Source organism: Duncaniella sp. C9, assembly GCF_004803935.1.
GTDB lineage: Bacteria > Bacteroidota > Bacteroidia > Bacteroidales > Muribaculaceae > Duncaniella > Duncaniella muris.
Genome location: NZ_CP039547.1, coordinates 2,303,265 through 2,327,502, shown reverse-complemented (window position 1 = coordinate 2,327,502; position 24,238 = coordinate 2,303,265). Strand labels below are relative to the sequence as shown.

Here is a 24,238-nt window from a genome sequence, read left to right as displayed (position 1 = left end):
TGCCTATTTTTGTGACAAAGATTTCAAAAATAATTTTTCAGAATCAGACATGAAGCGATTTTACGCATACTCCTATTTTTATTATTTTTATTTTGACAAAAAATAAGAACGGGATTTGCATATGTGATTTTTTGCATCAGACTAATTTTTATAATATCGAATAACGATCCCGTTCTCCAATGTGAAAACGGGATTTTTTAATTATCATAACCGACAATGAAAAAGGTCACGATCCAGGGAGTAGCCGGCTGCTATCACGATGCCGCCGCACACCTCTACTTCAACGGAGAAGAAATACAGACAGTGGCATGCGAAACGTTTCCGGCCATGTTCGAGACTCTGGCCAACGATGCGTCACTCTTCGGAATAATGGCGATTGAAAACACAATAGCCGGCAGCCTCCTGCAGAACCACGAACTGCTGCGTCAGAGCAATCTCTCGATCATCGGAGAGCTGAAACTCCGAATATCACACGTGATAGCCTCTCTTCCCGGACAGACTATTGACGAATTGTCGGAGGTCAACTCCCACCCTATGGCTCTCATGCAATGCGAACAGTTTCTTCGCCGCCATCCCAACCTCAAAATCGTAGAGCGCCTTGACACAGCCGGAAGCGCCAAAGAGATAGCCGAAGGAAATCTGACAGGCCACGCAGCGGTCTGTGGAGAATATGCCGCCAATCTCTACGGACTCAACATACTTGAAAAAGGGATCGAGACCAACAAACGCAACTTCACCCGATTCCTTATTCTGGCAGATCCGCTGCTCGCAGCAGAATACGGACCTGCGGAAAGAGACATCAACAAAGCCTCGATCGTATTCACCACCCCCCACACACAAGGAGCGCTGTCGAAAATTTTGACCATACTCTCGTTTTTCGATATCAATCTCTCCAAAATACAGTCGATGCCTATAATAGGCCGCGAGTGGGAATACCGGTTCTATGTTGATTTCACTTTTGACAGCCTCGTGCGCTATCATCAGGCAATGGAAGCCGTCAGGCCTCTGATCAAAGATCTTAAAGTGCTCGGAGAATATGCCGAAGCCCAAATGACACATTAATCCGACAGACTATAATTCAGTTCAAAGCCGACTCTGGGAAACTGCGCCGGCTGATCTCTCAATAAATTTAGATTACGATGGAAATCCGCCCCTCTCAAAGAGTTGAAAACATAAAGGAATATTACTTCTCAACCAAACTCAAGGAAGTGGCCGCAATGAAAGCCGCCGGACACGATGTCATCTCGCTCGGCATCGGAGGCCCAGACCGTCCGCCTCACAAAGATGTGATCGACACTATGGCAGCTGCATTGCAAGCCCCCGACAATCACGGCTATCAGCCACACGTAGGCCTGCCGGAACTCCGCCAGGCTTTTGCGGGATGGTACAGAAAGTGGTATGGTGTCGAACTTGATCCCAAATCAGAGATTCAGCCGCTGATCGGATCTAAAGAAGCTGTGACTCATATCTCACTTGCCTTTCTGAATCCTGGCGACGGAGTGCTCGTTCCCAACCCCGGCTATCCTACCTATTCTTCTATCAGCCGCCTTGTGGGAGCCGAAATCTTCAGTTATGATCTCAAAGAGGAAAGCGGATGGCAGCCCGATTTCGAGGTTCTTGAGAAGCTTCCTCTTGATCGCATAAAACTCATGTGGCTCAACTATCCCCACATGCCGACAGGCGCAGCAGCCAGAATGGAGACGTTTGAGAAAGCCATTGCTTTCGGCAAGAAACACGGCATAGTGATAGTGAATGACAACCCCTACTCATTCATCCTCAACGATCATCCGATGAGCATTCTTCAGGTGCCGGGAGCCAAGGAGATAGCTATTGAAATGAATTCGCTCAGCAAGAGCCACAACATGCCTGGCTGGCGTGTGGGCATGGCAGCTTCAAACCCCACATTCATTTCCTGGATACTGAAAGTCAAGAGCAACATAGACTCCGGACAGTTCAAGCCGCTCATGCTTGCCGCCGCCAAGGCTCTTGAAGCAGACCAAAGCTGGTATGACGAAGTCAATGCCCTCTACGGTTCTCGCCGCAAAGTAGCCGAGGAGCTCATGACTGCCCTCGGATGTTCATTCGACCCATCGCAGAAAGGCCTCTTCCTTTGGGGACGCATCAACGATCCGGATGTGACATCAGAAACTCTTGCCGACCGTCTGCTCAAAGAGGCTAAAGTATTCCTCACTCCCGGATTTATCTTCGGATCAAACGGCGAACGCTATATACGCATCTCGCTCTGCGCCACAGAAGACCGAATGAAGGAAGCCCTGCAGCGAATTCTCGCGCTCGACAGCCAGAAATAAGATAATATACTAACCCACACACCTCTATACACAACAACAGTCATGGAAAATATTCAACCGCTCGCAATTGACGGAGTAGAACTCTCAAAACCCATTATAATCTCAGGCCCCTGCAGCGCCGAAACAGAAGAACAAGTGCTCGAAACAGCCACCCAGCTTGCACGCAAAGGAGTGAAAATCTACCGAGCCGGCATCTGGAAACCCCGAACCAAGCCCGGCGGATTCGAGGGTGTAGGCGTCCCCGGACTCGCATGGCTCAATAAAGTCCGCAAGGAAACCGGCATGAAGATCTCGACTGAGGTTGCAAACCGCAGCCATGTCGAAGCCGCGCTTGAATATGACCTGGACCTTCTCTGGATCGGAGCCCGCACATCGGCCAACCCGTTTGCAATGCAGGAGATCGCCGATGTGCTCCGCGAAAGCGGCCGTGACATTCCAGTGCTTGTAAAAAATCCTGTCAATCCGGATCTTGAGCTATGGATCGGCGCACTTGAACGCCTTTACAACGCAGGCATCACCCGCCTCGGTGTGATCCACCGCGGATTCTCTACATATGGCGAACACATCTACCGCAACCATCCCCAGTGGCGCATTCCTCTCGAACTCCGCATCCGCTATCCGCAGATCCCCATCATCTGTGATCCGAGTCACATCGGAGGCAAGCGCGAACTTATCGCCTCACTCTCTCAGCAGGCGCTCGACATGGGCTTTGACGGCCTGATCATCGAGAGTCACTGCAACCCCGACTGTGCCTGGAGTGACAAGAACCAACAGATCACACCTGAAGTGCTCAGTGTGATTCTCGACAACCTCGTCTACCGCGATGCTCCGGCTCCCGCAGAAAGCCTCGTGCAACTGCGCCGTCAGATCGACCAGCTCGACAACGAACTGCTTGAAGTACTCGCCAAGCGAATGAACATCTCCCGCGAGATCGGCACTTACAAACGTGACCACAACATGCCTGTGGTCCAGCCCAATCGTTACGGCGATGTGATGAGCACCCGAATCCTTGCAGCCAAATCAATGGGCATCGGAGAAGAATTCATGCGCTCGATCCTTTCGGCCATCCACGAGGAATCTGTACGTCTTCAGGTAGAAATCAACAAATAAGAAACTCTTTTGAAGCCTCCTCACAAGATAATGAAAATTCTGATTCTCGGAGCCGGGAAAATGGGCAGTTTCTTTTGCGACCTGCTTTCATTCGATCATGATGTAGCCGTCTATGATCCAGACCCCAAACGCCTGCGCTTCACATTCAACGCCCAGCGCTTCAAAGAGCTTGAAGAAGTCAGGGAATTCGACCCGCAGCTCGTTATCAACGCTTCCACCGTGAAGTACACCCTTGATGCCTTCAAGGCCGTGCTCCCCTACCTTTCAAAATCGTGCATAATCAGCGATATAGCCTCAGTCAAGACAGGCCTGCCTGAGTTCTACGCCGGATGCGGACACCCTTATGTCAGCACCCACCCGATGTTCGGCCCGACATTCGCCTCACTCAGCAATCTGAGCAACGAAAATGCCATCATCATCAGCGAAGGAGACCACCTCGGCAAGATCTTCTTCCGCGACATATATTCGCGACTGCACCTGAACATCGTAGAATATACATTCAAGGAGCATGACGAAACCATAGCCTATTCGCTCTCCATACCCTTTGCCGCCACACTGGCATTTGCCGGAGTGATGAAGCATCAGGAAGCGCCGGGCACAACCTTCAAACGCCACATGCAGATAGCCCGCGGTCTCATGTCGGAAGACGATTACCTTGTCAGCGAGATACTCTTCAACCCCAACACCCCGGAGCAGCTGATGAAAATCCAGTCGCAGATGGCTGAACTTCTTGACATCATCAAGCGCCACGACAGCGAAGCCATGAAAGCCTACCTCGCCCGCGTCCGCCAGAATGTGGAATAACATTTTAGCTCCTTATAAAAAGCAAACAGGCTGTGCAGCACACTCGCACAGCCTGTTTGCTTTTTATTTGTTATCAGAACGGTTTATCTTTTCACATCATTGATGGTGACGTTCTGAATTATGCAGTCCTGAATGCCGTTGGTGTCGAATGCACCGCCTGCGGGATCGGTAGCCCAGATGTCGCGGAAGATGAAGTTCTTGAGGGTGTAGAAGTCACCTTGCCCCTGACGGTAGAAATCACGGGTGCATTCGAGATGTCCGTTGCGGAACACCACATTGTCTACACCTGACTCAGGCATCGGATCGCGCTCAACCTTGTTGAAGAACTGGCGCCAGGTCTGGACTTCAAGAGCTGTGCGCACACGGCCGGTGGCTCCGTCGATCAGCACATTGCGATACTGCTGCGGGGTGTCGGGACGCATCTTGAAAAGAAGCACATGGTAGGTGTCTTCAAACTTACAGTCTTTCATTATGACATTGGAGCAGTCCCAGGCCTCGCTACCGAAGGTCACGCCGGCATTTGTTTTGCCAAAAGTACAGCGGTCGATGATCACATTGGTAACAGGTCCGTTGCCGGGAATAGTGTCGACATAAGTGCCTTTGCCGCCTTTGAGACATACACCGTCGTCATTGACGTTCATGTAGCACTGGCTGATCAAGACGTCGTTGCAGACATCCATGTCAATCGCATCGGTGCTGGGGCCTTTTGGATAACCGTCGGTCGGAGCAAGGATGGTCACGCCGAGATATTTCACACGTTCGCAGTTGTAAAGGTGGTTGGTCCAGAAACCGGAGTTGACCATGCGCACACCGCCTACGGTCACATCTTTGGAGTTGGAAATATAGACCATACGCGGACGAAGAGCCTCCAGGTTGGTACACTTTTTGTTGACCTTGCGGCGAAGCCAGAATTCATCATAGAAACGATGGCCGTTGCCGTCGATAGTGCCTTCGCCACTGATGGTAAAGCCATTGCAGTTGTCGGCATTGATAAGAGCAGCAAAATAATCGAGAGTCTGGCCTTCGAGACGGGTCTTGACGATCTCATAGTGGGTTATAGCATCGCTGCCCTTCAGTTTGCCGCCTTTGAGAAGATGCAGATGGGTAGACGGCTTGAAAAAGAGCGAGCCACTGAGGAAAGTGCCTTCAGGGATCACAACCACACCTCCACCATTCTGAGCTGCGAGATCAATGACAGCCTGAATACGTTCGGTCTGGATGACGGTGCTGTCATTGACCACACCATGTTCGGTCACCACATATTGCTTTCCGAGAGAGTTGAGCGCCGGCTGATGCGCGTCGTTAAACCACGCCGGCACCGGGCTTCCGTCAGGAAACTGCTTGAATTCGGCCTGGGCCGAAAATCCGGCAGCGAGTAACAGGGAGAGAGACAGGAGTTTAGATTTAAGTTCCATTGATTCCGGTATTTTGATTAAGTTATTGTCAATCTGCACGACTCAGAAAGAGCCAGATCAGTTTTTCAGGCATTAATTTTACCAATATTCTGCAAAGGTACAAAAAACTTTTTGCCTGAGTAAGCCTTTATTAAGATATACACTATTTTCAGGACACGTTTCAATTCAGGTTTTGTCATGTCACAGTCCCGCCCATTCACATTTGACAGAGTCATCCGCATTCTGATAGGCCTCGCGTTCGTAACAGGCGTATACTGGCTTGTCAATCGACTGAGCAACGTGCTTCTGCCATTTTTCCTGGCCTGCCTGATTTCCTACATACTTGAGCCTCTGGTTGAATTCAATTTGAAAAAACTGCATCTCCACTGGCGCATTGCAGCTATTTTTTTCACCTTGACAGAAGTGACACTTGTTATCGGAGGCCTGATCTATTTCTTCCTGCCGTCTGTGCTGAAAGAAATCCATGACATGGCTGCGATAATACGCGACTATTCGGCTCACAACAGGTCGCTACCCTTCATCCCCAAAGAAATTCACGACTATCTGACTGCCTATTTCGATGACGACACGATGGTCAGGCTGCTTGAAGGCCAGCATCTTGAATCAATACTCAGCAAAGGTACGTCAGTGATATCGGCATCAGTCGGCTTTGTGATCCACACGCTCGAATGGTTTCTGGCTTTCATATATGTGATTTTCATCCTACTCGACTATCAGCATATCATGCGCGGTTTCGGTCTGCTCGTTCCTCCTAAATACCGCCCGATAGCCATCCGGATAGGCAATGACATCAAGAACAGCATGAACCGCTATTTCCGCGGACAGGCCCTGCTGGCGTTATGTGCGGCAGTGTTCTATTGTGTCGGCTTCTCGATTGTCGGCATACCGATGGCCATTGTGCTCGGACTGCTTGTGGGAGTGCTCTACATGATACCCTATTTCCAGTATATCACCATCATTCCGGTAGCCTTCGTCTGCATGATAGTCTCCATGAACGGCGAAGCCGGTTTCTGGACCGAATTCGGAAAATGCCTGCTGGTCTATGCCATAAGCCAGTGCTCCTGTGACTACATACTGACTCCAAAGATCATGGGCAAGGCAATGGGACTGAACCCTGCCATAATCCTGCTGTCACTATCGGTATGGGGCACACTGCTGGGCCTGATAGGCATGATCATAGCCCTTCCTCTTACCACTCTGCTTCTTGCCTACTATGAGGAATACGTCATCCGGCCCGGATGTACGGACAGGGAGCGTACAACGGACGAAAATGTCCGAAATCGGACACCGATGAAATAATCTTACGCTTGATTTTCAACCATTTGTGAGTTTGGCACGATTAATGCAATATTGTATTGCAGAAAATAACCCCAGACATCACAAATGGATAGAGAACTTACCCCAAAAGAACGCAACAGCGCACGGCGCCGCAAATACCTGCCTTATATAATAGGTGGAACCGCGTTTACAGCCGGACTGATCACGCTGCTGATAGCCAGCCGCCAGAGCGTAGACCGTGAGGATCTGCTGATAACTACAGTGGACAGCGGCACCATCGAGACATCAGTAACCGGAAGCGGAAGCATTGTCCCGGCCTTCGAAGAGATCATAAACTCGCCTATCAACAGCCGTATCATCGAGGTCTACTGCAAAGCCGGCGACAGTGTAGACATCGGCACTCCCCTACTGAGGCTCGACCTGCAGAGCACCGAGACCGAACTCAACAAGCTCAAAGATCAGATACAGATGAAGAACTACGAGCTTGAGCAGCAGAAGGTCAACAACAACACCCGTGTCAGCGACCTTGCCATGCAGGTCAAAGTAAAAGAAATGACCGTCAACCGCCTCGAAGCCGAACTGCGCAACGAACGTTATCTCGACAGCCTCGGCTCAGGCACAGGCGACCGCGTACGCCAGGCAGAACTCGCCTTCAATACCGGAAAACTCGAACTCGAACAGATGCGCCAGCAGCTTGCCAACGAGCGCAAAGTTACCGCCGCCGGGCTGAGCGTCAAGAACCTCGATATCAACATAGCCCGCAAGAATCTCGGCGAGATGAGCCGCACCCTCGATGACGCGCAGATCAAGGCTCCGCGCAAAGCAACTCTCACATTCATCAACGACCAGATAGGACAGAAGGTCTCCGAAGGCGAAAAAATAGCCATCATTTCGGACCTAAGCCATTTCAAGGTTGACGGAGAGATAGCCGATGCCTATGGCGACCGCATCCGCGTAGGTTCCAAAGCCGTGGTGCGCATCGGCCGCAGCGAGCGCATGAACGGGACCGTCAGCAACGTCACTCCCCTCTCGCGCAACGGCGTAATCTCCTTCTCGGTCCGCCTTGACGATGATGCCGACAGCCGCCTGCGTTCAGGATTGAAAACCGACGTATATATAATGTGTAACGTGATGGAAGATGTCCGCCGCATCAAAAACGGAAGCTTCTACACCGGTCCGGGCTCATATGAACTGTTCGTTTTCAACGGCGATGACAAACTTGAACGCCGCTCAGTGCGCCTCGGCGACAGTAATTTCGAATTTGTAGAAGTGGTTGACGGCCTCAATGACGGTGACCGTGTGGTTGTCAGCGACATGAAACGCTTCATCAACGCCACGTCTGTCAAAGTGAAATAAAAATTTTAACCTTTTCAATATACATCCCCCACCAGACATGCAGATCCGTTCATCACTCAGACAATTATGGCGCGAATCGCGGGCCAATCCGGGATTCACGGCTCTCTACATCGGCGGCGTGGCATTCGCAGTGGCTTTCACGATGGTCTATGCCATTATCTACTACGTAAATATCGCCCCGCTTTATCCTGAATACCACCGTGACACCACAAGCTACGCTGCCTACATCCAGATACGAAATGACAGCACCTCCAGCACACAAGGGAGTCTTATAAGCAAAAAATTCATTGACGAATTTATCGCCAACTCCGAAAACATCGAATTTTGCAGTATCATAGCTCCAACAAGAAATGAAGGTGCAACGATCTCTACCCCAAACGGCACAATCAAAGCCGTTTCAAAACTGACCGACAGGAATTTTTTCAGGCTCTATGACTATGAATTCCTTGCGGGACGCCCGTTCAGTGAAATAGAGGTTGAAAGCGAGAAACCCTTTTTCGTTGTGATCACCAACACGATCGCCGAGAGAGTTTTCGGCAGCCCGGAAAATGCCGTCGGGAGTGAAATCCTCATCGACTACCGTCCACACAAGGTTGTAGGAGTGATCCGTCGCGGTAACCCGGTGGCCAACACCTCCTATGCGGACATCATAAGGCCCTATACCATAACTCCAATGTCAATGTCCGGATATAACGGATCTTTGAAAGACTATCTCGGCAGCTTCTGCGCCTATATCAAATTCAGCGACAGCAGACAGCGCGAACGTTTTATGGCTGAGTACAATGACAAGATCAGCCGGACGGCAGATGCCGATGGATTCAAAATCAACAGCGCCAAAATCAAGACTCACTATGAAGGGCTGTTCGAAGGGAATGAGACCGAGCCGATCCCCTTGGAAAATGCAGTCAGATCACTCATAATCATGCTCCTCGTTCTGCTGATTGTCCCTGCCATCAACATCAGCGGCATGATCGGCGGTCAGATGGACCGTCGCCTGGCTGAAACCGGACTCCGCCGCTCATTCGGAGCCACCCGCGGCAATCTGATACGCCAGGTGATGTTTGAAAACTTCGTGCTGACCCTTACCGGTGGTCTCATAGGCTTCTTGATAGCCTGGGGCATAGTGCTCATAGGCCGCCGTCAGCTGCTCCAGCTGCTTGTCAGCTCATGGGAGATGATCGACGCACCGATAGACATCAGTGCCGAAATGCTTTTCGCCCCCGCAATTTTTATCGGAGCCCTTCTCTTCTGCCTCATGCTCAATCTCCTCTCTGCCTATATTCCGGCCCGTCTGTCACTGCGCAGACCGATAGTCAACTCCCTTAATTCAAAACGATAATCTCCGTCATGTTAAAACTTATATATAGAAACCTCATTGCCCACCGCCGGCGCTATTTCTGGATAATGCTTGAACTCTGCATAGCGGTGTTCATTTCCTGGAAGCTGCTTGACAAAGTGATTGTCAACGAATACAACCGACTCTCACCGCTCGGCTACGACATAGACCGGCTTGTCACGTTTCAGTTTAGAGAGCTCCCGTCAGATGCCATGCCCTCCGGCTATGAAGAGCGCGACATCGACAGTAAGATGGCCGACGTCATCCGCATCATTGACATGGTCCGTGATGACAGCCGTGTGGAAGCGGCAACTATCACAGGTCAATATACTTTTGAAAAAATGGGTGTGTGGATGAACACCATCCCGAAAGTGACCTCCGACAGCGCCGGCGAGAAAAACAAAGTTTCTATCAACGCCTTTTATATAAACTTCTGGCGCGACACGGATTTTTTCAAGACATTCGGTCTGAAAGATGTCTCCGGGACCAATCTGGCAGACTTCGAGGAGCAAGCAATGACCAAAAGCCAGATAATAGTCTCGAAATCTATAGCTGAATTCCTCTTCCCTGGGGAAAGTGCCATCGGCCACTCTCTTTTCGAAAAGAACGGCGAAGAACAGAAAGACGGACGTGAAATGATTGTAGGAATCGTCAATGATGCCGTATATCGCTCACCAAGCGGACGTTCCCCAATTGTCTACAAGCCACGGAACAACAAAGATGTGGAGCGCGAAGGAGGCGTAGAAACCCTCAGCGGAGTGATCAGACTGAAAGAAGGCGTAGACATGAGCGCGTTCATCCGCGACATGAAACCGAAAATCGAACAGGACTACCGCTTCGGCGAAATCTATTGCGAATCACTTGCCCCCTACAACGATATGCGCGAACGAATGGCCCGCGATGTCAACAACGACAATTTCATCGCCAAATCAATAGCTCTGTTCTTCTTTGTCAACATACTGCTCTGCATGACCGGCACATTCTATCTCCAGACACGCAAGCGCAGCGAGGAAGCCGGAGTGATGCGCTCGTTCGGAGCTTCGCGCGGCTTCATCATCCGCGAAATGCTCGGCGAAGGATTTGCAATGGTCACCCTGGCGTGGCTCTGCGGCTGCATTCTGTACTGGTTTTTCATTCATGACTCCGGACTGGCCGACATCAGTTTCATGGGCTATGACATAACAATAGTCAAGCAGCTGATGCCTCTGTGGTATGATGATTTCCTGACGCATTTCGCCATCGTCTCGCTGGTCATCTATGTCATCATGCTCATAGCCGTCATGGCCGGTATCTATTTTCCGGCCCGGCGCATCAGCCGCATCAGCCCTATCGAAGCGCTACGAGAAGAATAACGGATATCAGACACTATATTAATCATAACAGTAACCTCCCACAAACAATACCCAATAACATCATGAACGCAATCGAACTCAAAGAAATCAATAAGATCTACCGTACAGACGAAATCGAAACCCTCGCACTCGAAAATGTGAACCTCACGATTGAAAAAGGTGAATTTGTCAGCGTAATGGGTCCCTCCGGCTGTGGCAAATCGACTCTGCTCAATATCGTCGGTCTGCTTGATGAACCGACAAGCGGCTCTGTCATCATCGACAATACCACAATCGGCAAAATGTCAGACAGCAAACTCGCAGCCTTCCGCAATTCAAAACTCGGCTTTGTCTTCCAGAGTTTCCACCTGATTAACTCGCTCAATGTACTCGACAATGTGGAACTGCCGCTCATCTATCGCTCAATGAGCGCGTCAGAGCGTCAGCGCCATGTGCGCGAAGTGCTTGAACGTGTAGGCCTCAGCCACCGTCTGCGCCACATGCCCTCGCAGCTCTCCGGCGGTCAGTGTCAACGAGTGGCAATAGCCCGCGCCATTGTCGGAAACCCTGAAATCATCCTTGCCGACGAACCGACCGGCAACCTCGACTCAAAAATGGGAGCCGAGGTAATGGATCTGCTCCACAGTCTTAACAAGGAAGACGGACGCACTATCATGATGGTGACCCACAACGAACAGCAGGCCCGTCAGACAGACCGCATCATCCGTTTCTTCGACGGCCGTCAGGTGCAGTAACAGTAAGCGATAACAAAGAAAACAACATCCAATGAAAATAAATTATTTCAGACAGGCTTGGTCATCCATAAAGCAAGAGCCGGTTGTCAGCGCCGTAAGCCTTGCAGGTACGGCTCTCGCCATCTTCCTGATCATGGTTGTGGTCATGATCGAGGAAGTCAAGACCGCCCCGTTCGCACCGGAAAGCAACCGCGACCGCTGGCTGGTACAGAAATATGCCTCCATCACAAACGAATCATGGGGCACTGACAACTCATCAAACGGAGGCATGGGATTCAATCTGGTCAAGCAAGTGTTTTACCGGATGGAGATCCCTGAGGCTGTGACAGCTTATACCGTTACCCCTTCCACCGGCCTGTTTTCCGTGCCCAGTCAGGCTCCGTTCTGTGCGGAAGAACTGTCAACGGACGCAGGATTCTGGAAAGTAATGGACTTTACTTTTATATCAGGCAAGCCTTACACACAGGAAGATTTCGAGGCCGGACTGCCGGTGGCTGTCCTGTCGGAATCAACAGCACGACGTCTGTTCCAGACAAGCGATGCGGCCGGACGCGAATTTCAGCTCAATTATGTCACTTTCCGTGTGGCCGGTGTGGTCAAAGACGTATCTAATCTTGCCACCGCCTCATATGCACAGGCCTGGATTCCGTTCACATCGACCAGCACGGCAGACTTCAGCTGGTGTGACTACATGGGCCCCCTCAGTGTGACAATCCTGCCACGCGATGAAGCTGACGTCCCGGCCATCCGGAAGGAATATGACAGACTTTTTGCCGAACTCGGCGACGAGGCAAAGATCAACGGGTGGAAATTCATACTCCGTGAGAGACCTTACACACAGGAAGTCACCGCCAACACCCCCTGGGCCAGCGTCAGCCCTGACATGTCAGGAGTCTACCGCCGGCGGATCACCACCTACCTGATACTGCTCCTTGTCCCGGCAGTCAATCTGAGCAGCATGACCCACAGCCGCCTGCGCCGCCGGTCGGAAGAGATCGGGGTACGCAGGGCATTCGGAGCACGTCGTTCCGTAATCATGACCGATATTTTTCTTGAAAATCTCATCATCACGCTTTTCGCCGGTATGCTTGGCCTGCTTCTGAGTCTCGGCTTCGGACTGATTTTCGGAGGGACGGTCTTCGCCCCCGGCTTCGGAACGTCCATTGAATCGTCCGGCATCAGCCTCGGAATTCTGTTCCACTGGTCGACTTTCGGCTGGACAATGCTCTTCTGCTTCCTGCTCAATCTGCTCAGCGCAGGACTCCCGGCACTAAACGCATCACGAATCAACATCGTCAGCGCCCTGACAGGCAAACGCTAATTCACCACTCCTACATAAAATCATGAAAAGAAAATTATTCAGACAGACAGCCAACGAATGGCAAAACAATGTGTGGCTCGCCATCGAACTGCTCATTGTCAGCGTGGTGATGTGGTTCGTCTCAGATTATATATTCACCAACATATCAATCTACACCTCGCCGCGCGGATTTAATACGGACCATTGTTATCTTATAGGGTACCGTGAGCTGAACGACAAAAGCCCTGACTATGCCGGCAAGCTGAACAAGGCCGAGCGCAGCGACAATCTGCTCCGCCTGCTTGAACTACTGGAAAAACGTCCGGAAATCGAATACGTGGCAATGGGACAAAATGCGTATTTCTATAACCATTCAAACAGCGGAAACCATATGGAGACCGACACGTTCAACACTGGCAACTACTACTTCCTGCGCCGCCTCGTATCGCCTGACTTCACCAAGGTGTTCCGCATCATGGGAGCCAACGGGGAGAGCCCCGAAGAACTTGCTGAAATTCTCAGAAACAATCCGCGCTCCTTCCTGATCTCAGACAATGCCTTTTCACACTACGGCATCAACCATATGAAAGACTTCATTGGCCACGAATTTACAAGCCATGCCACCAATGACACACTGGTCCTTGCCGCCGCCTTTATACCGGCTCGTTATGATGACTATAACAGCGAAGATATGGCCCACTCGATGATATTTACCTGCAGCCCCGATGACTATATCTATCTGAATGAGTTGGTGGTCCGCGTCAGAGACAATATGGACCATGACTTCATTGAGAACCTGATGAAAGACGCTCCTACAACGCTACGTTCAGGCAACTATTTCATCTCTTCGGTCCAGTCATTCGATGATATCCGTGAAATCCATCAGCGAGACTATGATGCCGATCTGCGCAACTATTTCATAGGCGCAGCCTTCCTCGCTCTCAACATCTTTCTCGGTCTGTTAGGCACCTTCTGGTTCCGCACACAACAACGTGTACCGGAAATAGCCATCCGCAAGGCCAACGGAGCCACACGCTCCGACATCTTCCGCCGAGTCATAAGCGAAGGAGAACTGATATTGCTTCTTGTCACCCCCTTCGCCGCAGCCATTGACTGGGGACTCACCAGGATGGAGCTGAACACCTATTACCACGGCACTTACTTCGAGCCGGTACGCTTCATCAGCTGCCTGCTCATTGCCTGGGGACTTATGGCTCTGATGATTTTCCTCGGAACCGTCATCCCGGCCAACAGAGCAATGAACACCGCTCCCGCCAAAGCTCTTGGCGAAGAATAAAAACTATCGCCACAATCCACAAAATAAACATATCTCAATTCTGAACACCTCCATTACTATTCATATGAAGCAATTAAGATTATTGGTTTTCCTCTTCATGCTTGCCGCCGCGAGGCCGGCAGGCATGGCAGCGGAGGTGCGTCGCATAACTCTCGACGAAGCCATACTGACAGCGCGGTCACACAGCGTAGACGCCGCTGTCGCACTCAACGAATTGCGTACCGCCTACTGGACATACCGCACCTATCGCGCCGAACTTCTGCCGGAAATCAACTTCAGCGCCACAGCTCCCGGCTATCGGAAAAGCTACAGCAGCTATCAGCTCGACGACGGCTCGTTCACATTTGTCCGCAACAACTATATGGAAATGAACGGCGAGATCTCGGTTGACCAAAACATCTGGCTTACCGGAGGTACTCTGTCGCTAAACACTTCGATAGACTATCTCAAGCAGCTGACCGGCACACGTTACAACCGCTTCATGTCAATTCCGGTGGCACTCACACTCTCCCAGCCTATTTTCGGTGTCAACACCATCAAATGGGACCGCCGCATCGAGCCCGTGCGCTATGCAGAAGCCAAAGCGGCTTTTATCAGCGCTACTGAAAACGTGGCCATGACGGCCATAAACTATTATTTCTCCCTGCTGCTGTCAAAAGAAAATATTTCCATTGCCCGGCAGAATCTGGCCAACGCACAAAAACTTTATGAAGTGGCAAAAGCCAAGCGCGAGATGGGCCAGATCAGCAAAAACGACCTTCTGCAACTTGAACTGAACCTGCTCAACGCCCGCTCGACACTCACCGACTGCGAAAGCGACTACAAGGCAAACATGTTCAAGCTCCGCGCCTTTCTTGACATCGAGGATGACGTGACGCTTGACCCAATTGTCCCCGACACAATTCCCCAGGCCCTTGTCTCCTATGACGATGTACTCGAAAAGGCACATGCCAACAACAGTTTCGCACAGAACATCCGCCGCCGTCAGCTCGAAGCCGACTACCAAGTGGCCAAGGCTAAAGGAGACCAGCGCCAGATAATGCTCTACGCCCAGATAGGCTACACCGGCACGTCTGACCGCTTCGGCGAGGCATATGACCGGCTCAAGGACAACCAGGTGGTTGAAGTCGGGTTCAAAATTCCCATTCTCGACTGGGGCAAACGCCGCGGCAAGGTCAAAGTCAGCGAAAGCAACCGCGAAGTGGTGCAGAGCCGTCTGCGCAAAGAGCAGATGGAGTTCGACCAGAATATCTTCATACTCGTGGAGCGTTTCAACAATCAGCGCCGCCAGCTCGAAATCTCTCTGAGAGCCGACACCATAGCCCGCCAGCGCTATGCCACCAATGTAGAGACATTCATGATCGGTAAAATTTCCACTCTTGACCTGAACGACTCGCAGGTGAGCAAAGATGAAAGCCGCCAGGCCTACATCAACCAACTCTATCTCTACTGGAACTATTATTATCAGCTCCGCAGCGTGGCCCTCTGGGATTTCTCGGCCAACCGAAGCATCGACGCTGACATAGAAGCTATTGTCCGACGTTGAAAAAAATCGTAATTTTGCAATCATGATTCTTATAGTCGATGATGATCCCGCAGTACGCCTGTCTCTGAAACTGTTGCTGTCGCGCAACGGATTCGAGACCGTTCTGGCCGCTTCGCCCAAAGAGGCTATGGAAACCGTACGCGCCGAAACTCCGGAACTGGTGATGCTTGACATGAACTTCTCACGGGCCACAACCGGAGAGGAAGGCATAACCCTGCTCAGACAGATCAAGATCTTCCAGCCTGACACACCGGTGATACTGATGACCGCGTGGGGCAGCATACCGCTTGCTGTAGAGGGAATCCATGCCGGGGCCTTTGACTTCATCACAAAGCCGTGGGACAACTCGGCTCTGCTTCAGCGCATAAATGTGGCGCTGGAACTTAACAGCCCGAAAACAGACACTTCCTTACCCGCCGGACGCTTTGACCGTTCATTCATAATAGGCCGGTCACCGGCTCTGATGAACGTGCTTGACACAGTGGAACGCATTGCCGCGACTGATGCCCCGGTGCTCATCATGGGTGAAAACGGCACAGGAAAGGAACTGATAGCCGAAGCCATCCACCGCAACAGCCGGCGCAAAGGCAAAAGCATGGTCAAGGTCAACCTTGGCGGCATAGCATCGTCACTTTTCGAAAGCGAGATGTTCGGCCACAAGAAGGGAGCATTCACCGGTGCTGTAGCAGACCGGGAGGGCCGTTTTGCGATAGCTGACGGCGGCACCATCTTCCTTGACGAGATCGGTGAACTTGACCTCAACTGTCAGGTGAAACTCCTGCGGGTGCTTCAGGAACACACATATGAAATGCTCGGTGACAGCCGTCAGCGCCACACCGATGTCAGAGTAGTGTGCGCCACAAACGCCAATCTGCCGGCAATGGTAGGCAAAAAAACTTTCCGCGAAGACCTGTTCTATCGAATTAACCTTATCACCGTCACGCTTCCGCCATTGCGTGACCGCACTGAAGATATCCCTTTGCTGGTCGACCACATCATGCGTGAACACTGCGCGCAGACAGGCCGGCCGATTCCCGAAATCACTCCTGAGGCTATGGCGTTTCTCTGCTCTCTCCCCTATCCGGGCAACATCCGCGAACTGAAAAACTTCATAGAGCGCACATTGCTTGTCAGCCCCGGCGACCATCTTGACGAAAGGGAGTTCCGCAGTCAGTATGACGGAGCCATTCCGATGCCTGACAGTCCGACGCGTTCCAGCCTTGAGATGCAGGAACGGGAAAGCGTAGAACAGGCCATAGCCCACTCCGGCGGCAATCTGACACGTGCCGCGGCTCTTCTGGGCATCACACGGCAGTCACTCTACCGCCGTATGGAAAAGTACGGAATAAAAGGCAATTAACCCGCGCTACAAACCCATGAGAATAAGCTGGATACTGATCATAATCATCCTTTTGCTCGGAGCATCACTTGTCAGCTCCCTGCTGCTGTCTGTATCCGAAGCCGGGACAGAGCTGTATATCACCCAGTCAGCCTGTGTGCTCGCCATCATACTGCTGATTGTGTTCTACCGCAGTGTGATGAAACCGATCCGCAGCATCACAAACGGCATTGACCTGCTGCGCGAACAGGATTTCAGCAGCCGTCTCTCTCACGTCAATCAGCATGAAGCTGACAAGATAGTCGACATGTTCAACGGCATGATGGTGGCGCTCAAAGAGGAACGGCTCAGGCTGCGCGAGCAGAACCATTTTCTTGATCTGCTTGTAGACGTCTCCCCGATGGGAATTCTGATTCTGTCAGACGCCGACCGTATCAAGACAGCCAATAAAGCCGCTGCTGCATTTCTCGGCTTTGCCGACAGTTCGGCCCTGGAGGGTCTGACTGTAGATAGCCTCGATTCCCAGCTTGCGGCAGTGCTCTCCGGCCTCAGTCAGGGACAGACCGTCACCGAGCGGCTGAACGACTCGATGATCTATCGCTGTTCGCGTCTGTCATTCATGGATCAAGGCTATCCCCACCCCTTCCTTCTTATAGAGAAACTGACCGAAGAGGTGATGATCGCCGAAAAAAAGAGCTACGAAAAGGTGATCAGGGTCATAGCGCATGAAGTCAACAATTCGATGGCCGGAGTCAATTCCATGCTGTCGACCGCACGGCTTATGCTCAGTGAGAGCAGCGATGATTACGCAGATCTGAGCGAAGTGGTCAGCGTATGCGAGGCCCGCTGCCAGTCGATGAGCAAATTCATAACCGCTTTTGCCGATGTGGTTAAAATCCCTGAAGCCAGCCTCAAGCCGACTGATCTGAACAGTCTGATAGAAAGCTGGCGTGTGATGCTCGAAAGCCTCTGCGGACGACATGGCATAAAAATTGAGTTCCGGCTTGAAGCACAGCCAATACCCGTGATGACCGACACGGTGCTAATGGAACAGGTAATAATCAATATCGTGAAAAACTCGGCAGAGAGTATCGGTTCGAGCGGACTGATAACCGTGGCCACATCCGCTTCGCCGGCCACTCTGACCGTCACTGACAACGGTCCTGGCATTGACCCTGAAGCGGCAAAAAAACTCTTCAGTCCCTTCTTCTCCACGAAGGTCAACGGCCACGGCATAGGCTTGCTTTTTGTCAGCGAAGTGCTCCACAAGCACTCATGCAAATTCTCACTCGCTACCGGTCAGGACGGACTGACACGTTTTTCAATCAGCTTTCCGGACCACAAATCTGCCGTTCCCGCTTTCAGGAAGTGAATTTTTAGCTGTCAAAGAAGCTTGCTGCAAAAATTTTTGTTATTTTTGTGGATGAATTCAGCCCGATGTCCTATCGGCTCCGTCGCGCTCACGTCACAAACAATTCATCCGACATGATCAGAACTCTTGACAATTACAATCTGACTGCACACAACACGTTCGCAATGAATGTGAAATGCAGTGAGTTTATGGAATATACCAAAGCTGATGACATTCCGTTCATCATATCATCGATCAGAAAAGGCGTAGAGAAATTCCATATCGGAGCGGGCAGCAACCTGCTTTTCACCGGTGATTTTCCCGGCATAATACTCCACAGCGCCATAAAGGGAATTGAGATACTGTCTGAAACTGCAGAAGAAGTGATAGTCAGAGCGGGCGCAGGCGAAACTATGGATGAACTGATTCTATGGGCCTGCCGGCGCGGACTCTGGGGAATCGAGAATCTCTCAGGCATCCCTGGCGAAGTCGGAGCCTCGGCCGTGCAGAATGTCGGAGCCTATGGAGCCGAAGCAGCTGACAGCATTGTGGCTGTACATGCATATGACGAAGTAGAGGAAGAGTTTGTCACATTCACCACCGATGAGTGCCACTATGCCTACCGTGATTCCGTTTTCAAGCAGGCCGATTTCAAGAAGCGCTATATAATCCATGCCGTAGACTACAGACTCTCCCCCATTCCCGCCCCCGATCTTTCATATCCGGCTCTCAAAAGCCACTTTGAAGGATTCGATGAATCAACACTTTCGCCGTCAGACATCCGCAAGGCCATTATCGAGATCCGCAATTCAAAGCTGCCCGATCCGGTCAAAGTTCCAAGCGCGGGAAGTTTCTTCAAAAATCCGGTGATAAGCGAAGAGCTTTTCGCCGAAATCCGCGCCAAGGAAGCACCGGCAGAACCACCTCACTATAAAGTCAGCGACGGCTACAAGATTCCGGCCGCGTGGCTGATAGACCGTTGCGGATGGAAAGGCTACCGCGACGGCAACACAGGTGTGTGGCATCTGCAACCGCTGGTCATTGTAAATCCAGACCGGCAGGCAAGTCCTGAAGAAGTAATCAGTCTTGAAACACGGATCATCGACTCCGTGAAACAACGCTTCGGCATAAAGCTGACCCCTGAGGTTGAACATATTTAGAGGATCAGGCATTCTTATTTTAGCATCACTTTTCAACTGTCTCACCAACTAAAACCTGCATAACAATTATGAGCACCTATATAATAGAGGGAGGCCACAGACTCAGCGGCTCCATAAAGCCACAAGGAGCCAAAAACGAAGCTCTGGAGGTAATCAGCGCCACACTGCTCACCTCGGAGCCTGTCACCATCCACAACGTGCCCAATATCCTCGATGTAATCAATCTCATCAATCTCCTGAAAGCCATGAGAGTGAAAGTAGACAGACTTAGCGAGGACACATATCGTTTTCAGGCTGACGATCTTGACGAGGATTATATTTCAAGCGCTGATTTCGTGGCACGCTGTGCCTCACTCCGCGGCTCAGTTCTCGTGGTAGGACCTCTGCTCGCCCGACTCGGCCAGGCATACTTCGCCAAACCGGGAGGCGACAAGATTGGCCGCCGCAGAGTCGACACACATATCACCGGCTTGTCGAAACTTGGAGCCATGATAGCATACAATGAGGACCGTCAGGCTTATTATCTGGTTTCTGTCGGAGGTCTCAAAGGCTGCTACATGCTTCTTGACGAAGCGTCTGTCACCGGTACCGCCAACATCGTAATGGCAGCCGCTCTTGCCAAGGGCACAACCACTATCTACAATGCGGCCTGCGAGCCTTACGTGCAGCAGCTTTGCAAAATGCTCGTCAAAATGGGCGTGAAGATAGATGGTATCGGATCGAATCTTCTAAGTATCACCGGCGTAGATAAGCTATCCGGAGCCGATCACACGATTCTGCCTGACATGATCGAAGTGGGCAGTTTCATCGGCATGGCTGCTATCACCCGCAGCGAACTCACCATCAAGGATGTCAGCTACGACAACCTCGGAATCATTCCCGACTCATTCCGCCGCCTCGGAATCAACCTTGAACGCCGCGGCGACGATATCTTTATCCCTTCACAGGAATCATACGAAATCGAGACCAATCTCGACGGCTCGATCCCGACAATAGCAGATGCTCCCTGGCCCGGACTCACCCCGGACCTCCTTTCAGTCATGCTCGTCACCGCTACACAATGCCGCGGCAGTGTTCTGATACATCAGAAGATGTTTGAAAGCCGCCTCTTCTTCGTTGACCGTCTGATTGACATGGGTGCGCAGATAATGCTCTGCGACCCACATAGAGCGGTGGTCATAGGACTTGACCACAAGGTTCCGCTGCGGGCTAACAAAATGCACTCGCCTGACATCCGCGCCGGCATCGCAATGCTCATCGCCGCCATGAGCGCCCGCGGAGTTTCAAGAATTGACAACATCGACCAGATTGACCGCGGTTACCAGGCAATCGACACGCGACTCAATTCAATCGGAGCCTGCATTCACCGCCGCGACTGATCACATCTGCTGTTTTCAGGCCAGAGACATCGTAACTCCCCCCCTCCAACCTCACTTACACAATGGAAAAACCGATATTTACATCCGCTGAAACCACCGAGCTGAAAGCCCTCGCCAGAACTCTTCTGCGCGAGGCGGCTGAAGTGGCGTCACCTAAAGATTTCGCTACGGTCAAGGATGCCGTGGCCAGAGCCTATTCGGGAGAGAAATCGCCGGTTGACCGCCACGGGATCAACCGGGTGCTCCACTCGATGCGCACCGCGATAGCCCTCTGCCAGATGGTGTCGCCTGACCGCAACATGATCATCGCCACGATGACCTACGGGCTCTGCATGGAAGATGCCTTCTCTCAGGATCAGATACGCAAACTATGGGGTGAGGATGTAGAGCATATGGTCGGAGGTCTGATAAAGGTTTCAACCCTCTACGGCAAACAGGGTGTGGTGAAAACCGACAACTTCCGAAGACTGCTGATGACATTCGCGGAAGACATTCGAGTTATCATCATAATGATTGTGGAACGCCTGATTCTCATGCGCACCATCAACCATCATCCTGATGAAAAATTTGTGGCCGACACCGCTTTCGAGGCCAATTATCTCTATGCTCCGCTCGCCCACCGTCTCGGCCTCTACAAGATCAAAAGCGATCTTGAAGACATGTCGCTGAAATATACAGCCCGCGAGACCTATAGCAAGATTGCGGCCGAGCTCAACGAGACCAAGGTGGCCCGCGACGCATACATAGCCGACTTCATAGCCCCGCTTAAAGCCAAACTCGACACCACAGGTCTGAAATATGAGATCAAAGGACGCACCAAGTCAATCTATTCCATCTGGAATAAGTTGCGCAAACAGCAGGTGGAACTTTCAGGCATATATGACCTCTTTGCCATCAGAATCATTCTTGACGTGCCTCTTGACCGGGAAAAGGCCGACTGCTGGAATGTTTACTCGATCGTCACCGACATGTACACTCCGAATCCGGCCAGAATGAAAGACTGGCTGTCAATTCCGAAGAGCAACGGCTATGAATCGCTCCATACAACGGTCAAAGGTCCTGACAACAAATGGGTGGAAGTTCAGATCCGCACCCGGCGCATGGACCTTGTGGCTGAAAAGGGCCTTGCCGCCCATTGGAAATACAAGGGTATAAAGAGCGAAGGCGATCTCGACTCATGGATGAACAATATCCGAGACATCCTTGAGACTGCCGACGGTCCTATGGAACTGATGAAAAACTTCAAGATGGATCTCTATGACAAAGAAGTCTTCGTCTTTACTCCAAGGGGCGACCTCTACCGCCTGCCTCTCGGTGCGACAGTGCTTGACTTTGCGTTCAACATCCATTCCAAACTTGGCTGCACCTGCGTAGGAGGCAAAGTCAACGGGCGCAACCGCAAGCTGAACTACAAGCTCCATTCCGGCGACACCGTGGAGATAACCACTGCTCCCGGACAGATCCCCAAGCAGGACTGGCTCAGTTTTGTGGTGACATCCAAGGCCCGCAACAAGATCAAACAGACGCTCAACGAGCGCGCCAACCGTTCGGCCGAACTCGGCAAGGAACTTCTGCAGCGCCGGTGCAAAAACCGCAAGATAGAACTGGAAGAGGGCTATCTGATGCGCACCATCAAGAAGATGGGCTACCGAACTGTCACCGATTTCTACAAGGCGATTTCCGATGAAATCATCGATGTGAATGACGTGATCACACAGTATGAGCTCATCGAGAATGCCGACCGCAAAGCTGAAAGCGAACGCCGTAGCGCTGAAGAGTTCGAACTTCTTGACAACGGCGATCACCGCCAGGAATCGGCGTCAGACGACATTCTGATCATCGGTGACAACATCAAGGGGATCAACTACAAGCTCTCACGTTGCTGCAATCCGATTTTCGGCGACGATGTGTTCGGATTCGTCTCGGCCGAAGGGGTCATAAAGATCCACCGCAACGACTGTCCGAATGCCGAACATATACGCTACAAATATCCCTACCGCGTGATCCGCACCCGCTGGTCAGGCAAGGTCGGCAGCCATTTCGCCGCCACACTCAAGATTGTAGGCAACGATGACATCACCATCGTCACAAATATCACCTCTATAATAAACAAGGAGAAGGACGTCACTCTGCGCAACATCTCGATCGACTCCTCTGACGGCATTTTCTCAGGCTTCCTTGTCATAGGGATCAGTGACACGGACGCTCTTAACAATATAATCAAAAAAATCAAAACCATAAAAGGAATAAAAGATGTACAACGCAGTAACTGACCGCAGACTGTTAGGACGCACTATAAAACTCACTTCAATGTGCCTGCTGCTGTCAATCGCAGCATCATGTTCAGGATCAGGCGACACAGAAAAGGCCAACGCCCTCCTTGATGAGGCCCAATCTGCCTATGAAGCCCGTGACTATTCGAAAGTCATGGCGCTTATCGACACGCTTAAGAGCCGTTATCCGCGCGAAATCGATGTGCGTCGCGAAGCTCTACATCTGGCCACAAGAGCCACTGAAGGGCTGAGCGTGATGAAACTCCAGGAGGCCGACTCGCTCACCGCAGTTTTAGGCGCACTGGGTGATTCGCTACAGCGCCAGATGAAGTACATAAAAAATCCGATTGAAGGATATTATGTGGCATCAAGCGCTGATCCTGCCAGATTCATAGGCACCAACGGTCTGCAGGGCCGCGTGAGTCCTGAGGGCAATTTCTATCTTATATCCTCTCTGAAAGCCAAGAGTGTGAAAAGCACTTCCGTCACCGTGAGCGCCGGCGGCCGCGAAGCAAGCACATCTGTAGTCAGCCATGACGGCGAACGCAACGACCGCTCTATGGGAGCAGAGGTCATCACCTTCATGGGGGTAGAGTGCGATTCAGTGGGAAAATTCATCAGTGAGAATACCGATCGCGATATAAAACTCACGTTCAACGGCGCCTCCTCATATTCAATGACCCTCCCGTCCAAAGAAGCTCGCGAGATAGCGTTGGCTTATGACTATGCAGCCACTATACGCCGCTTCAAAGTGGCATCGCTTGAAAAAGAGCGCCTGAGCCGGACAGTTGACATTGCCCGCAGTCAGGCGTCACGCACATTTGTGGAGAAAGACAGCACAAAATAATTGGCTCCACAACCTTATGTCTGTAGATCCTTTTGCCCGGCAACAGACAGAC

19 protein-coding genes are annotated in these 24,238 nt (G+C 51.5%); 18 read left to right on the top strand and 1 reads right to left on the bottom strand.

Going from position 1 to position 24,238, the window contains the following annotated elements; all coding sequences use genetic code 11:
- The first annotated feature begins 216 nt into the window (after positions 1-216).
- The 4 genes from E7745_RS09800 to E7745_RS09785 all read left to right on the top strand — a co-directional run bounded on the left by E7745_RS09800 (position 217) and on the right by E7745_RS09785 (position 4,223).
- On the top strand, positions 217-1,062 hold the full coding sequence (locus tag E7745_RS09800; protein WP_107031888.1) for a prephenate dehydratase: 846 nt from the start codon (positions 217-219) through the stop codon (positions 1,060-1,062).
- Positions 1,063-1,139: 77 nt separating this feature from the next.
- The gene (locus E7745_RS09795; RefSeq protein ID WP_123398606.1) at positions 1,140-2,309 is read left to right on the top strand and encodes a pyridoxal phosphate-dependent aminotransferase; all 1,170 of its coding nucleotides are present in this window, start codon (positions 1,140-1,142) and stop codon (positions 2,307-2,309) included.
- A 42-nt stretch (positions 2,310-2,351) separates the two neighbouring features.
- Positions 2,352-3,419 carry a bifunctional 3-deoxy-7-phosphoheptulonate synthase/chorismate mutase type II gene (locus E7745_RS09790; protein ID WP_107031886.1) on the top strand — a complete coding sequence of 356 codons (1,068 nt, stop codon included), beginning with the start codon at positions 2,352-2,354 and terminating at the stop codon, positions 3,417-3,419.
- Positions 3,420-3,449: 30 nt separating this feature from the next.
- Positions 3,450-4,223, top strand: coding sequence for a prephenate dehydrogenase/arogenate dehydrogenase family protein (locus tag E7745_RS09785; protein ID WP_107031885.1), 774 nt, complete (start codon positions 3,450-3,452; stop codon positions 4,221-4,223).
- Positions 4,224-4,306: 83 nt separating this feature from the next.
- Here E7745_RS09785 and E7745_RS09780 read toward each other — a convergent pair whose 3' ends face one another.
- A complete protein-coding gene (locus E7745_RS09780; RefSeq protein WP_123398604.1) occupies positions 4,307-5,638 on the bottom strand; it encodes a glycoside hydrolase family 28 protein in 1,332 nt (443 codons plus the stop codon).
- 177 nt (positions 5,639-5,815) lie between these two features.
- On the opposite strand from E7745_RS09780, the gene E7745_RS09775 reads away from it, so the two are divergent.
- The 14 genes from E7745_RS09775 (at position 5,816) to E7745_RS09710 (ending at position 24,186) form a co-directional block, all read left to right on the top strand.
- Complete coding sequence (locus E7745_RS09775; RefSeq protein ID WP_136408750.1) at positions 5,816-6,937, top strand: AI-2E family transporter; 1,122 nt, start codon at positions 5,816-5,818, stop codon at positions 6,935-6,937.
- Positions 6,938-7,021: 84 nt separating this feature from the next.
- Positions 7,022-8,272: an efflux RND transporter periplasmic adaptor subunit gene (locus E7745_RS09770; RefSeq protein ID WP_136408749.1), complete on the top strand. Its 1,251-nt coding sequence runs from the start codon at positions 7,022-7,024 to the stop codon at positions 8,270-8,272.
- A 37-nt stretch (positions 8,273-8,309) separates the two neighbouring features.
- Positions 8,310-9,611 (top strand): ABC transporter permease, encoded by a 1,302-nt coding sequence (locus E7745_RS09765; protein WP_136408748.1) that lies wholly within the window; start codon positions 8,310-8,312, stop codon positions 9,609-9,611.
- Positions 9,612-9,619: 8 nt separating this feature from the next.
- Positions 9,620-10,960 (top strand): ABC transporter permease, encoded by a 1,341-nt coding sequence (locus E7745_RS09760; RefSeq protein ID WP_136408747.1) that lies wholly within the window; start codon positions 9,620-9,622, stop codon positions 10,958-10,960.
- A 62-nt stretch (positions 10,961-11,022) separates the two neighbouring features.
- Entirely contained in the window at positions 11,023-11,694 is a 672-nt protein-coding gene (locus E7745_RS09755; protein ID WP_136408746.1) for an ABC transporter ATP-binding protein, read from the top strand.
- Positions 11,695-11,725: 31 nt separating this feature from the next.
- Positions 11,726-13,015 (top strand): ABC transporter permease, encoded by a 1,290-nt coding sequence (locus E7745_RS09750; RefSeq protein WP_136408745.1) that lies wholly within the window; start codon positions 11,726-11,728, stop codon positions 13,013-13,015.
- Between the two features lie 22 nt (positions 13,016-13,037).
- Positions 13,038-14,291, top strand: coding sequence for an ABC transporter permease (locus E7745_RS09745; RefSeq protein ID WP_136408744.1), 1,254 nt, complete (start codon positions 13,038-13,040; stop codon positions 14,289-14,291).
- A 97-nt stretch (positions 14,292-14,388) separates the two neighbouring features.
- Positions 14,389-15,837: a TolC family protein gene (locus tag E7745_RS09740; RefSeq protein ID WP_370291908.1), complete on the top strand. Its 1,449-nt coding sequence runs from the start codon at positions 14,389-14,391 to the stop codon at positions 15,835-15,837.
- 22 nt (positions 15,838-15,859) lie between these two features.
- Positions 15,860-17,197 (top strand): sigma-54 dependent transcriptional regulator, encoded by a 1,338-nt coding sequence (locus tag E7745_RS09735; protein ID WP_136408742.1) that lies wholly within the window; start codon positions 15,860-15,862, stop codon positions 17,195-17,197.
- Positions 17,198-17,213: 16 nt separating this feature from the next.
- Positions 17,214-18,548 (top strand): PAS domain-containing sensor histidine kinase, encoded by a 1,335-nt coding sequence (locus E7745_RS09730; protein WP_136408741.1) that lies wholly within the window; start codon positions 17,214-17,216, stop codon positions 18,546-18,548.
- Between the two features lie 113 nt (positions 18,549-18,661).
- Entirely contained in the window at positions 18,662-19,687 is a 1,026-nt protein-coding gene (murB, locus tag E7745_RS09725; protein WP_168182081.1) for a UDP-N-acetylmuramate dehydrogenase, read from the top strand.
- A gap of 68 nt (positions 19,688-19,755) precedes the next feature.
- Positions 19,756-21,066: a UDP-N-acetylglucosamine 1-carboxyvinyltransferase gene (gene murA, locus E7745_RS09720; protein WP_107031873.1), complete on the top strand. Its 1,311-nt coding sequence runs from the start codon at positions 19,756-19,758 to the stop codon at positions 21,064-21,066.
- Positions 21,067-21,128: 62 nt separating this feature from the next.
- A complete protein-coding gene (locus E7745_RS09715) occupies positions 21,129-23,339 on the top strand; it encodes a bifunctional (p)ppGpp synthetase/guanosine-3',5'-bis(diphosphate) 3'-pyrophosphohydrolase (RefSeq protein ID WP_136408739.1) in 2,211 nt (736 codons plus the stop codon).
- The gene (locus tag E7745_RS09710) at positions 23,320-24,186 is read left to right on the top strand and encodes a hypothetical protein (RefSeq protein ID WP_107031871.1); all 867 of its coding nucleotides are present in this window, start codon (positions 23,320-23,322) and stop codon (positions 24,184-24,186) included. Before E7745_RS09715 ends, E7745_RS09710 begins: the two co-directional genes overlap by 20 nt.
- Positions 24,187-24,238: the final 52 nt, after the last annotated feature.

Bases quoted from the DNA above. Each gene is read 5' to 3' on its own strand.
- E7745_RS09730 (WP_136408741.1), top strand. From the start codon at position 17,214: ATGAGAATAAGCTGGATACTGATCATAATCATCCTTTTGCTCGGAGCA.
- E7745_RS09750 (WP_136408745.1), top strand. From the start codon at position 11,726: ATGAAAATAAATTATTTCAGACAGGCTTGGTCATCCATAAAGCAAGAG.
- E7745_RS09795 (WP_123398606.1), top strand. From the start codon at position 1,140: ATGGAAATCCGCCCCTCTCAAAGAGTTGAAAACATAAAGGAATATTAC.
- E7745_RS09745 (WP_136408744.1), top strand. From the start codon at position 13,038: ATGAAAAGAAAATTATTCAGACAGACAGCCAACGAATGGCAAAACAAT.
- E7745_RS09710 (WP_107031871.1), top strand. From the start codon at position 23,320: ATGTACAACGCAGTAACTGACCGCAGACTGTTAGGACGCACTATAAAA.
- E7745_RS09770 (WP_136408749.1), top strand. From the start codon at position 7,022: ATGGATAGAGAACTTACCCCAAAAGAACGCAACAGCGCACGGCGCCGC.
- E7745_RS09790 (WP_107031886.1), top strand. From the start codon at position 2,352: ATGGAAAATATTCAACCGCTCGCAATTGACGGAGTAGAACTCTCAAAA.
- E7745_RS09785 (WP_107031885.1), top strand. From the start codon at position 3,450: ATGAAAATTCTGATTCTCGGAGCCGGGAAAATGGGCAGTTTCTTTTGC.
- E7745_RS09740 (WP_370291908.1), top strand. From the start codon at position 14,389: ATGCTTGCCGCCGCGAGGCCGGCAGGCATGGCAGCGGAGGTGCGTCGC.
- E7745_RS09765 (WP_136408748.1), top strand. From the start codon at position 8,310: ATGCAGATCCGTTCATCACTCAGACAATTATGGCGCGAATCGCGGGCC.
- E7745_RS09800 (WP_107031888.1), top strand. From the start codon at position 217: ATGAAAAAGGTCACGATCCAGGGAGTAGCCGGCTGCTATCACGATGCC.
- E7745_RS09775 (WP_136408750.1), top strand. From the start codon at position 5,816: ATGTCACAGTCCCGCCCATTCACATTTGACAGAGTCATCCGCATTCTG.
- E7745_RS09755 (WP_136408746.1), top strand. From the start codon at position 11,023: ATGAACGCAATCGAACTCAAAGAAATCAATAAGATCTACCGTACAGAC.
- murA (WP_107031873.1), top strand. From the start codon at position 19,756: ATGAGCACCTATATAATAGAGGGAGGCCACAGACTCAGCGGCTCCATA.
- E7745_RS09780 (WP_123398604.1), bottom strand. From the start codon at position 5,638: ATGGAACTTAAATCTAAACTCCTGTCTCTCTCCCTGTTACTCGCTGCC.
- E7745_RS09760 (WP_136408747.1), top strand. From the start codon at position 9,620: ATGTTAAAACTTATATATAGAAACCTCATTGCCCACCGCCGGCGCTAT.
- murB (WP_168182081.1), top strand. From the start codon at position 18,662: ATGATCAGAACTCTTGACAATTACAATCTGACTGCACACAACACGTTC.
- E7745_RS09735 (WP_136408742.1), top strand. From the start codon at position 15,860: ATGATTCTTATAGTCGATGATGATCCCGCAGTACGCCTGTCTCTGAAA.
- E7745_RS09715 (WP_136408739.1), top strand. From the start codon at position 21,129: ATGGAAAAACCGATATTTACATCCGCTGAAACCACCGAGCTGAAAGCC.